Origin of the sequence: Streptomyces ossamyceticus, assembly GCF_001418475.1 — a bacterium.
GTDB lineage: Bacteria > Actinomycetota > Actinomycetes > Streptomycetales > Streptomycetaceae > Streptomyces > Streptomyces ossamyceticus.
Map to the genome: position 1 here is coordinate 1 of NZ_LIQX01000218.1, position 10,905 is coordinate 10,905.

Annotated in this window: 10 protein-coding genes and 2 pseudogenes; all 12 read left to right on the forward strand. The window is 69.3% G+C overall.

Features of this window, described 5'->3' with window-relative positions; genetic code table 11:
* Window positions 1–365: pseudogene (locus AOK15_RS17425) on the forward strand (MFS transporter); the annotation flags it as partial.
* Window positions 366–374: 9 nt separating this feature from the next.
* A complete protein-coding gene (gene pafA, locus AOK15_RS17430) occupies window positions 375–1,736 on the forward strand; it encodes a Pup--protein ligase (protein ID WP_055517796.1) in 1,362 nt (453 codons plus the stop codon).
* 165 nt (window positions 1,737–1,901) lie between these two features.
* Window positions 1,902–2,894, forward strand: coding sequence for an FKBP-type peptidyl-prolyl cis-trans isomerase (locus AOK15_RS17435; protein ID WP_055517798.1), 993 nt, complete (start codon window positions 1,902–1,904; stop codon window positions 2,892–2,894).
* 61 nt (window positions 2,895–2,955) lie between these two features.
* The gene (locus tag AOK15_RS17440) at window positions 2,956–3,327 is read left to right on the forward strand and encodes an FKBP-type peptidyl-prolyl cis-trans isomerase (protein ID WP_055517799.1); all 372 of its coding nucleotides are present in this window, start codon (window positions 2,956–2,958) and stop codon (window positions 3,325–3,327) included.
* Window positions 3,328–3,474: 147 nt separating this feature from the next.
* The gene (locus tag AOK15_RS17445) at window positions 3,475–4,452 is read left to right on the forward strand and encodes a helix-turn-helix transcriptional regulator (RefSeq protein WP_055517800.1); all 978 of its coding nucleotides are present in this window, start codon (window positions 3,475–3,477) and stop codon (window positions 4,450–4,452) included.
* Between the two features lie 14 nt (window positions 4,453–4,466).
* Window positions 4,467–5,546 (forward strand): helix-turn-helix transcriptional regulator, encoded by a 1,080-nt coding sequence (locus AOK15_RS17450; protein ID WP_107099434.1) that lies wholly within the window; start codon window positions 4,467–4,469, stop codon window positions 5,544–5,546.
* Between the two features lie 68 nt (window positions 5,547–5,614).
* The gene (locus AOK15_RS17455) at window positions 5,615–5,875 is read left to right on the forward strand and encodes a hypothetical protein (RefSeq protein WP_055517810.1); all 261 of its coding nucleotides are present in this window, start codon (window positions 5,615–5,617) and stop codon (window positions 5,873–5,875) included.
* 10 nt (window positions 5,876–5,885) lie between these two features.
* Complete coding sequence (locus tag AOK15_RS17460; RefSeq protein ID WP_055517801.1) at window positions 5,886–6,080, forward strand: hypothetical protein; 195 nt, start codon at window positions 5,886–5,888, stop codon at window positions 6,078–6,080.
* A 436-nt stretch (window positions 6,081–6,516) separates the two neighbouring features.
* The gene (tatA, locus tag AOK15_RS17465) at window positions 6,517–6,801 is read left to right on the forward strand and encodes a Sec-independent protein translocase subunit TatA (RefSeq protein WP_055517803.1); all 285 of its coding nucleotides are present in this window, start codon (window positions 6,517–6,519) and stop codon (window positions 6,799–6,801) included.
* A 50-nt stretch (window positions 6,802–6,851) separates the two neighbouring features.
* Complete coding sequence (gene tatC / locus AOK15_RS17470) at window positions 6,852–7,802, forward strand: twin-arginine translocase subunit TatC (RefSeq protein WP_055517804.1); 951 nt, start codon at window positions 6,852–6,854, stop codon at window positions 7,800–7,802.
* A gap of 316 nt (window positions 7,803–8,118) precedes the next feature.
* Window positions 8,119–10,224, forward strand: a 2,106-nt coding sequence (locus tag AOK15_RS17475) for a DEAD/DEAH box helicase (protein WP_240508476.1), incomplete at its 3' end; no start/stop codon positions are given.
* A gap of 2 nt (window positions 10,225–10,226) precedes the next feature.
* A pseudogene (locus AOK15_RS46870) lies at window positions 10,227–10,890 on the forward strand (DEAD/DEAH box helicase); the annotation flags it as partial.
* Window positions 10,891–10,905: the final 15 nt, after the last annotated feature.

The window sequence follows — 10,905 nt, forward strand, 5'->3', positions numbered from 1 at the left end:
TCGGGATGACGGGGCTGACGACGCTCGCGGGGGTGTTCCTGGCGCCGGCGATCGCGTGCGGGTTCGTGCTGGTGGACCGGCACGCGCCGCGGGGGACGGTGACGGAGGCGTTCTCGTGGATCGTGACGACGTTCACTGTGGGCCAGTCGGTGGGTACGGCGGTGGCGGGGCCGGTCGTGGAGTGGGGCGGGACGGTGTGGGGCTTCGTGGTGCCGGGTGCCGCGGGGGCCGTGTCGCTGCTGGTTCTCCTGGCGACGGGAAGGGTTCTGGCTGTTCCCTCGGGGGGTGCGGTGGTTGCGGTCTCATCGGAAAATGATCCAAACCGTGCTGCCGAACCCCGTTTCAGGTCGGTGGATCGGGCGTAATGTTCAGTCATGGACCGCCGCATTTTCGGGCTGGAGAACGAGTACGGCGTCACGTGCACGTTCAGGGGACAGCGCCGTCTGTCTCCTGACGAGGTGGCGCGGTACCTCTTCCGCCGTGTCGTGTCATGGGGCCGCAGCAGCAATGTGTTTCTGCGGAACGGGGCCCGCCTCTATCTAGACGTGGGCTCACATCCGGAATACGCGACACCCGAATGTGACAACGTGACCGAGCTGGTCACTCACGACAAGGCCGGCGAGCGCATTCTGGAAGGACTGCTGGTCGACGCCGAACGCCGCCTGCACGAGGAGGGAATCGCGGGCGACGTCTACCTCTTCAAGAACAACACGGACTCGGCGGGCAACTCGTACGGTTGCCATGAGAACTATCTGGTGGCGCGGCACGGGGAGTTCTCCCGGCTCGCGGACATCCTCATTCCGTTCCTGGTCACGCGGCAGTTGCTGTGTGGCGCGGGCAAGGTGCTGCAGACGCCGCGTGGTGCGGTGTACTGCGTGAGTCAGCGTGCGGAGCACATCTGGGAGGGCGTCAGCTCGGCGACGACGCGTTCCCGGCCGATCATCAACACGCGTGACGAGCCGCACGCGGACGCGGAGCGGTACCGCCGGCTCCATGTGATCGTGGGCGACTCGAACATGTCCGAGACGACCATGCTGCTGAAGGTCGGTGCCACCGATCTGGTGCTGCGCATGATCGAGGCGGGCACGGTGATGCGGGACCTGACGCTGGAGAACCCGATCCGGGCGATCCGCGAGGTCAGCCATGACATCACGGGCCGGCGCAAGGTGCGGCTGGCCAGTGGCCGGGAGGCGTCCGCGCTGGAGGTGCAGCGCGAGTACTTCGAGAAGGCCGTGGACTTCTGCGAGCGGCGCGGTATCCGCACGGGCACCGTGGAGCAGGTCCTGGAGCTGTGGGGTCGCACGCTGGACGCGATCGAGGCCGAGGACCTGGACCGGATCGGTACCGAAATCGACTGGGTGATGAAGTACAAGCTCATCGAGCGGTACCGGGCCAAGCACAACATGACCATGTCGCATCCGCGGGTCGCGCAGATAGACCTCGCGTATCACGACATTCACCGTCGTCGTGGGTTGTACTACCTCCTGGAGAGGAAAGGTCAAGCCGCCCGGATCTGCAATGACTTGAAGATCTTCGAGGGCAAGTCGGTTCCGCCGCAGACCACTCGGGCGCGGCTGCGTGGTGACTTCATCCGGCGGGCGCAGGAACAACGCCGGGATTTCACGGTCGACTGGGTGCATCTGAAGCTCAACGACCAGGCGCAGCGCACGGTGTTGTGCAAGGACCCGTTCCGTTCGGTGGACGACCGGGTGGAGAAGCTGATCGCCGGAATGTGAGCCGGAATGTTCCGGCGCGTCTCCCGCCCTCGAATTCGCCGGGGCGGGAGGCGTCCGAGTCGGAACGCAACGCGGGGCGCCGTACGTTTGCCGTACGGCGCCCTTCCCACGCCGTAGAGTTGCGCGCACGCATCCGACAAGATCGACCGATACGAGGCCCTCACCGTGCGCCGACGCTCACTCCTCATCGCTGTCCCCGCTGGACTGGTCACGCTCGCCGCCTGTGGTGACGACAAGTCAGACTCGGCCAAGGCGAGCAGCAGCCCGTCCGCGTCGGCGAGCGCGGCGAAGCCGCCGAAGATCGTGGACGGTCCGCTGCCCGCGATCACGGCCGGGGTGAAGTTCGACGAGAAGCCGACCGTCGCGAAGGGCAGTGGGGAGCCGTCGAAGGATCTGGCGGTGAAGACGGTCATCGCGGGCAACGGGAAGACGATCGCCCAGGGCGACTACGTCCAGGCGAACTACCTGGGGCAGATCTGGTCCACGGCGAAGGTCTTCGACAACTCCTACGACCGCAAGACGCCGCTGGTCTTCCAGCTCAGCCAGGGGAGCACTCTCGAAGGCTGGCGATATGCGCTGGCCGGCAAGAAGGCCGGCAGTCGCGTCGAGGCGGCCGTGCCGCCGACCTGGGGCTTCGGCGCGAACGGCAACGCGGAGCTGGGCATCAAGGGCACCGACACGCTGGTCTTCGTCTTCGATGTCCAGAACACCTTCAACGCCAAGAGCTCCGCCAAGGGCAAGAACGTCCCGCAGAACGACGCGAAGCTGCCGAAGGTGAGCACGAACACCGACGGCAAGGCCCCCACCATCGACATCCCGAAGGTGGACCCGCCGACCGGCCTGGCCGCGACGTACATCATCGAGGGTGACGGCCCGGAGGTCGCAGCCGACGACAGCCTGCTGGTGCAGTACAAGGGCGTCATCTGGGACACCGGCAAGGAGTTCGACTCCTCGTACAGCCGGGACGCGCTGAGCTCGTTCGGGATGCAGCAGGTTGTCAAGGGCTGGCAGCAGGGCATGGAGGGCAAGAAGGTGGGCAGTCGCCTGCTGATCGTGATTCCGCCGAAGCTGGGTTACGGCGACACGCCGCCGAGTGGCAGCGACATCAAGAAGGACTCCACGATGGTCTTCACCGTGGACATTCTCGCGAAGATGTGAGTGCGCGGGATGCGAGACTGTCCCGCGTTGCCTTTTCGTACACGAGCAGGAGCCTGAAGACGTGAGCATTGAGAAGCCCGAGATCGACTTCCCCGGTGGCGAGCCCCCGAAGGACCTTGAGATCAAGGACATCTGGGAGGGCGAGGGCGAGGTCGCGCAGGCGGGCCAGACCGTCACCGTGCACTACGTGGGCGTGTCCTTCAGCACCGGCGAGGAGTTCGACGCCAGCTGGAACCGTGGTACGCCGTTCCGCTTCCCGCTCGGTGGTGGCCGTGTCATCAAGGGCTGGGACCAGGGCGTGCAGGGCATGAAGGTCGGCGGCCGCCGCCAGCTGACCATCCCGGCGCACCTCGCCTACGGCAACCAGAGCCCGACCCCGGCGATCAAGCCGGGCGAGACGCTGATCTTCGTGGTCGACCTGCTCGGGGTCTGATCACCGTACGACCGGAGCGGCCCGGTCCTGTGACCGGAGCCGACCACCTGGGGTCCATGCCTGTTCGGGCATGGGCCCTCGGCTTTTGCCGCGACGCTCGGTAGCGGTACGGTCGTGCCGCAGAAGCACCCATAGGGAAGGGCGTCGATGGCCATTGCCAAGGCCGAGCGGTTGATGAACCTGGCGCTGTGTCTGCTGGGGACGCGCCGACCGCTCAGCAAGCGCGAGCTGCGGGATTCCATCGAGGCGTATGTGGAGGCCGCCAGGCCGGGGATGGACGCAGCCGGGTCCGACGACTCCTTCAATCGCATGTTCGAGCGCGACAAGGACGATCTGCGCGAACTCGGCCTGGTCATCGAGACGGTGGAGAACCTCGACGGCGAGGTCGGCTACCAGGCCCGCCGCGACAGCAACAGCCTCCCGCCCATCACCCTCGACGCCGAGGAGGCCGCCGCCCTCGGGCTCGCCGCCAAGGTGTGGCAGCAGGCCCGTCTCGCCGGGGCCGCGAGCGGCGCCCTGCAGAAGCTGCGCGCCGCCGGCCTCCCCGAGGACGTCGACCCGTACGAGGCCCACGGGGCGCTGGAGCCGCGCATCCCGGTGCACGAGGCCGCCTTCGAGCCGCTGATGCTGGCCTGCCGGGACCGTCGCCCGGTGGTGTTCGAGTACCGCAAGGCCACCGCCGCCCGCCCCGAGCCCCGCCATGTGGAGCCGTGGGCGCTGGAGTGCTGGCGCGGCCACTGGTATCTCGCCGGTTTCGACCGGGACCGGGGCGCCGAGCGGGTCTTCCGGCTGTCGCGGATCACCGGCAAGGTGCGCAGCCGGGGCGGTGCCTTCACCGCCGAGGTCCCGGACGTCGTCACGGTGCGGGAGACCGTCGCGAGCTGGGCGGGGGAGACCGCCGACCGCTCCGCGCTGATCCGGCTCCGCGCGGGCGCCGGCTACCCGCTGCGGGCCAGGGCCACCGCCGTGCGGGAACTCGGCGACGGCTGGGACGAGTTGGAGATTCCGTACGGGCACGGTCTGGACGCCTGGCTGGTCGAGTTCGGGCCCGACGTGGTGGTCCTGGATCCCGCCGAGCTACGGGCCGACGTGGTGGACCGGCTGCGTGCCGTGGCCAAGGGTTGAGGGGACGTAAGAAAGTGGTGGGAAAACCGGCCCGGCCGGCGAACGCCATCGACCAGACCCGGCGGATGCTCTCCCTGGTCACGTATCTGCGCGAGCGCCCCGGCGCCCGTATCGAGGACGTGGCCCGCGCCTTCGGGATCACCGAGGACGAGCTGGTGTCGGACCTCGATGTGCTGCCCATGTGCGGGACCAGCTTCCGCGGGGGTGACCTGCTCGACATCGACACCGACGGCGAGCGGATCTGGTGGCACAACCCGGCCGCGCTCGGGGCGGAGGCCGCCGAGCCGCTGAGGCTGGCCGCCGACGAGGCCACCGCCCTGCTCGTGGCCGCCCGCGCGGTCGCCACGCTGCCCGGGCTGCGCGAGAGCGACCGGCAGGCGCTGCTGCGGGCCACCGCCAAGGTGGAGGCGGCCGCGGGCGAGGCGGCCGGGGCCAGCTCCCGGCTGTCGGTGACCTTCGAGTCGGAGGGCGGGGTCTTCGCCGACGTCGACCGGGCCATCTCGGAACGCCGACGGCTGTGGATCCGCTACTACTCGCCGGCCCGTGACGAGGTCACCGAACGGGAGATCGACCCGATTCGCCTGGTCAGCGTGGGTCACACCTATGTCGAGGCGTGGTGCCGCCGCTCGGAGGCGCGCCGGACGTTCCGCCTCGACCGGGTCGCCGAGATCAAGATCCTCGACGAGCCGTCCGCGCCGCCCGAGATCGAGCTGCGTGATCTGTCGGAGGCACTGGTGCAGCCCGCCGCCGAGGACCCGGAGGTCGTCGTCGAGGTCGGGCCCGGCGGGCGGTGGGTCGCCGAGTACTACCCGCACGACAGCGCCGAGGAGCTCCCCGACGGCGGGCTGCGCATCACCTTGCGCACCCCCGACCCCACCTCGCTGCGGCGGCTCGCGCTGCGCCTCGGGCCGGACGGGCGGATCGTCTCGCCCCAGGACCTGGCCGACAGCGCCCGCCGGGCGGCCCGTGAGGCCCTGGCGGCCTACGACGAGGTCGTACCGGCGTACGACGAGCTCGACGCCCGCCTCGGTGCGCCCCGTGCGGCCGGTGGAGTGCAGGAGCGCCGGTACGACAGGCAGGAGCGAGGGCTGTGAACGGCGGATCGGCCGTGTCCGGCGTGCAGGGTCTGCAGGCTGTGCAGGGTTTACCGGGCGTGCCGGAGATGTCGGCGGCGGTCGCGTTCGCGGGCATGAAGCGGGTGGTCGACGTGGTGTTCAGGGCCGGATGCCCCGAGTGCCGGGCCAACGTCGAACTCGGCGCGAGCGCGTTGCGGCTGGCCATCGGTGCCACCAGCAAGACCACGTTCTACTCCTTCACGTGCCCCGAGTGCGGTGTCGCCGTCCGTAAACCGGCCGGGGAGCGCATCGTCGAGCTGCTGACCGGGGGTGGCGTGCGGACGCTGCGGCTCCATTCGCCGGGCTAGGGTCGTCGCTATGTTCTGGCCGATGTTCGCTGTCGCTATGGGTTTTCTGGGGCTCGCCGTGCTGGGGGTGCTGGCCGTCCGGGTGTTCGTCGAGGCCCAGCGGCTGGGCCGGCAGGTCACCGAGTCGGCACGGCGGATCAACAGGGCGGCGGAGGACCTGGAGCGGGCGACGACGAGCGCGGCCCGCTCCGCGGAGTCGCTGTGAGAGGCCGGCCTGCTCCGCGGGCGCGGTGTGAGTGGCTGGCCTGCTCAGTGGATGCTGCGTGAGCCGCCGGCCTGCTCGGTGGGCTGTTGTGAGCCGCCGGCCCGCTCCGTGACCGTGCTGTGAGCGGTCGGCCCGCTCCGTGGACACGCCGTGAGGTAAGAGCGTGGCCGCTGTGAGGTGCGGGCGCGCCTGCTGTGAGTCGGCGGGCCTGTGCGGTTTGCGCCACTTCGCCCTGTCACCTTCATACCTTCGGCAGGTACGCTGCCTGACGCGGCCCGGTGAACGAGGCCAGGGTCGCGCGAATCGGGAGTACGCACAGGGATTGCCTCTGATTCACCCCTGAGCGTTACGATCGCTGCCAGTACGATCGTTCGGACACTTGTCCGACCGGTCGGACAGCCCCCACCCGCCGCCTCGGTGAAGAAGGTAGACAGCTATGGGTAGGCTCGGCCCCACCGAGATCATTCTGATCCTCGTCGTCATCGTCCTGCTGTTCGGTGCGAAGAAGCTTCCGGACATGGCGCGCTCGCTCGGCAAGTCCGCCCGCATCCTCAAGAGCGAGGCGAAGGCCATGAAGAGCGACGGCCAGGAGGACACCACCACCTCCGCCGCGCCTCCGCACGCCGGTGACACCCCGGCTCAGCGCACCATCCAGGCCGCGCCCGGTGACGTGACCAGCTCCCGCCCGGTCGCGGAGCCGACGGACACGACCAAGCGCTGACGCAGGGCCGGACGACGCTTCCGGCCTGCCGCACGAGATGGGAACGTGGGTTGCTCAAGTCTGCCCGCAAGAAGGAGAAGGATCCCGAGGGGCGGATGCCCCTCGTGGAGCACCTTCGCGAGCTCCGCAACCGGCTGGGTAAGGCGATCCTGGCCATCATGGTGGCGTCGATCGTGGGTGTGGTCTTCTATCAGGAGATCATCAACTTCCTGACCCGCCCGGTCCAGGAGGCCGTCGGCTGCACCAGGGACTTCACGGAGCTCGCCAAGGAGAGCAAGGGAGCCTGCGGCAACATCACGATGTCGGGCCTGATGGGCCCGTTCACGTTGATGATCAAGGTATCCCTGACGGCCGGTGTGGTCATCGCCAGCCCGGTCTGGCTTTATCAGCTGTGGGCCTTCATCGCGCCCGGTCTGCACCGGCACGAGAAGCGCTACTCGATGGCTTTCGTCGCTGCGGGCTTCCCCCTCTTCATGGTGGGCGCCTACTTCTCGTACCACGTACTGCCCGCGGCCGCAGAGGTCCTGCTCGAGTTCACCCCTGACGACACCGTCAACCTGTTGCCCCTCGACGAGCTGCTCGACCTCGTGACCCGCATGGTGATCGTCTTCGGCCTCTCCTTCGAGCTGCCACTCGTCCTGGTCATGATGAACATGACCGGTCTGGTCAAGGGGCGCCGCATGCTGGGCTGGTGGCGCGGCATGGTCATGGGTGTCACGGTGTTCGCGGCCTTCGCCACGCCGACCGTCGACCCGGTCTCGATGTTCTCGCTGGCCGCGCCGATCATCCTCCTCTACTTCCTCGCCACCGGCTTCGCCCTGATGAACGACCGGCGCAAGCGGGAGCGCGAGGCGCTGGGCCCCGCCGACGACGAGGCGTCCGAACTGGATCTCACCCCCGAGGACATCGGCGAGGTCGAGGCCGTGTCGGTGAGCAAGGCGCTGCCGGCGCAGGCAGAGCCCGAGCGGGAGCGGATCAACGGCTACGACGACGTCACGTGAGTGAGCGGTCGCGCACCGCGCCGCGTGCGGTCGGACCGACACCACCACTGCGTGCGAGCCGTGCTCGGCCGCGCCGTCGATCGCCGTGAGGACAACGGCAGTGGGCCCCACCCGAAACCCGGGCGGGGCCCACTGCCGTTCTCACGAGCGCTTCGGAACAGGCGGAACCGGCGTGTCCTCATCCCGGGTCGACGCGGTCGGTCCAACATCGGCGTTGCGGTCCCGGCGGGAACGCTGGTTCGGATTCCGAACTATGGGCAAGATCGTTTTGCGGGCGCGGGACGTCCTGATCTCCAGGGCAGCCCCGATCCGGATAATGATCGTCCCGTTGTCAGTGGGGCCCGGTACGCTCGAAAGCACGATGACAGAGGATCTCTCACCGGCCGAGCGGTATGCGGCAGCACGTAGGCGCGCTGCCGAGCAGGCCACCGCGCTCGCGTCCTTCCGCGAGATGTACGACTTCGGCCTCGACCCCTTCCAGATCGAGGCCTGCCAGGCGCTCGAGGCGGGCAAGGGCGTCCTGGTGGCCGCCCCCACCGGCTCGGGCAAGACGATCGTCGGCGAGTTCGCCGTCCACCTCGCCCTGCAACAGGGCAAGAAGTGCTTCTACACGACACCCATCAAGGCCCTGTCGAACCAGAAGTACGCCGACCTGTGCCGCCGTTACGGCGCCGACCAGGTCGGACTCCTCACCGGCGACAACAGCGTCAACTCCGACGCCCCGGTGGTCGTGATGACCACCGAGGTCCTGCGGAACATGCTGTACGCGGGCTCCCAGACCCTCCGCGGCCTCGGCTACGTGGTCATGGACGAGGTGCACTACCTCTCCGACCGCTTCCGTGGCGCCGTCTGGGAAGAGGTGATCATCCACCTCCCCGAGTCGGTCACCCTCGTCTCCCTCTCGGCGACCGTGTCGAACGCCGAGGAGTTCGGCGACTGGCTGGACACCGTGCGCGGCGACACCGAGGTGATCGTCTCCGAGCACCGTCCCGTGCCGCTGTTCCAGCACGTGCTCGCCGGCCGACGGATGTACGACCTCTTCGAGGAGGGCGAGGGCCACCGCAAAGCCGTCAACCCCGACCTCACGCGCATGGCCCGCATGGAGGCCAGCCGCCCCTCGTACCAGGAGCGCAGACGGGGCCGCGCCATGCGCGAGGCCGACCGGGAGCGCGAGCGCCGCCAGCGCTCCCGCATCTGGATCCCGAGCCGGCCGGAAGTCATCGAACGGCTCGACTCCGAGGGCCTGTTGCCGGCCATCACCTTCATCTTCAGCCGCGCCGCCTGCGAGGCCGCCGTCCAGCAGTGCCTGCACGCGGGCCTGCGCCTCAACGACGACGACGCACGCCTCAGGGTGCGCGCCCTCGTCGAGGAGCGCACGGCGTCCATCCCCTCCGAGGACCTCCACGTCCTCGGCTACTTCGAGTGGCTGGAGGGCCTGGAGCGCGGCATAGCGGCCCACCACGCGGGCATGCTGCCGACGTTCAAGGAGGTCGTCGAGGAACTGTTCGTACGCGGCCTGGTCAAGGCCGTGTTCGCCACCGAGACCCTCGCCCTCGGCATCAACATGCCCGCCCGCTCGGTGGTGCTGGAGAAGCTCGTCAAGTGGAACGGCGAGCAGCACGCCGACATCACCCCCGGCGAGTACACCCAGCTGACCGGCCGCGCCGGCCGCCGCGGCATCGACGTCGAGGGCCACGCCGTCGTGCTGTGGCAGCGCGGCATGAACCCCGACCAGCTCGCCGGACTCGCGGGCACCCGCACCTATCCGCTGCGCTCCAGCTTCAAGCCGTCGTACAACATGGCGGTCAACCTGGTCGAGCAGTTCGGCCGGCACCGCTCGCGCGAGCTGCTGGAGACGTCCTTCGCGCAGTTCCAGGCCGACAAGTCCGTCGTCGGCATCTCCCGCCAGGTCCAGCGCAACGAGGAGGGGCTCGAGGGCTACAAGGAGTCCATGACCTGCCACCTCGGGGACTTCGAGGAGTACGCCCGACTGCGGCGTGACCTGAAGGACCGGGAGACCGAACTGGCCAAGCAGGGCGCGGCCCAGCGCCGCGCCGAGGCCGCCGTGGCCCTGGAGAAGCTCAAGCCGGGCGACGTCATCCACGTCCCGACCGGCAAGTACGCGGGGCTCGCCCTGGTGCTGGACCCCGGTCTGCCCGCCGGGCGGTCCAACGGCCACCGCGGCCTCGAGTACCACGACGGGCCGCGCCCGCTGGTGCTCACCGCGGAGCGGCAGGTCAAGCGGCTGGCGTCGATGGACTTCCCGGTGCCCGTCGAGGCGCTGGAGCGGATGCGGATCCCGAAGTCCTTCAACCCCCGCTCGCCGCAGTCGCGCCGCGATCTGGCGTCCGCGCTGCGCACGAAGGCCGGCCACCTGGTGCCCGACCGGCACCGCAAGCGCCGCTCCGCCGCCGCCGACGACNNGGCGGAGCGCTACTACCGGCTCAAGCGGGACACCACGCAGCTGGAGCGGCGTATCGAGGGCCGTACCAACACGATCGCCCGCACCTTCGACCGGATCGTCGCGCTCCTGACCGAGCTGGACTATCTGCGGAGCGACGAGGTCACCGAGCACGGCAAGCGGCTCGCTCGGCTCTACGGCGAGCTGGATCTGCTGGCGAGTGAATGCCTGCGCGCCGGTGTCTGGGAGGGCCTCGGTCCCGCGGAACTCGCCGCCTGTGTCTCCGCGCTCGTCTACGAGGCCCGGGTCGGCGACGACGCGATGGCGCCGAAGCTGCCGTCGGGAGCCGCGAAGGCCGCGCTCGGCGAGATGGTGCGGATCTGGGGGCGGCTGGACGCGCTGGAGGAGGAGTTCCGGATCACCCAGAGCGAAGGGGTCGGACAGCGCGAACCCGACCTCGGCTTCGCCTGGGCCGCGTACATGTGGGCCTCGGGGAAGGGGCTCGACGAGGTGCTGCGGGAGGCGGACATGCCGGCCGGTGACTTCGTGCGGTGGTGCAAGCAGGTGATCGACGTGCTGGGGCAGATCTCGGCGGCGGCCCCTTCGGGGTCCACCGTGGGCAAGAGTGCGCGCAAGGCGGTCGACGAGCTGTTGCGGGGGGTTGTGGCCTACTCCTCGGTGGGCTGACGCCTACCGGAGGGG

Bases quoted from the DNA above. Each gene is read 5' to 3' on its own strand.
- pafA (WP_055517796.1), top strand. From the start codon at position 375: ATGGACCGCCGCATTTTCGGGCTGGAGAACGAGTACGGCGTCACGTGC.
- AOK15_RS17445 (WP_055517800.1), top strand. From the start codon at position 3,475: ATGGCCATTGCCAAGGCCGAGCGGTTGATGAACCTGGCGCTGTGTCTG.
- AOK15_RS17455 (WP_055517810.1), top strand. From the start codon at position 5,615: ATGTCGGCGGCGGTCGCGTTCGCGGGCATGAAGCGGGTGGTCGACGTG.
- AOK15_RS17460 (WP_055517801.1), top strand. From the start codon at position 5,886: ATGTTCTGGCCGATGTTCGCTGTCGCTATGGGTTTTCTGGGGCTCGCC.
- tatA (WP_055517803.1), top strand. From the start codon at position 6,517: ATGGGTAGGCTCGGCCCCACCGAGATCATTCTGATCCTCGTCGTCATC.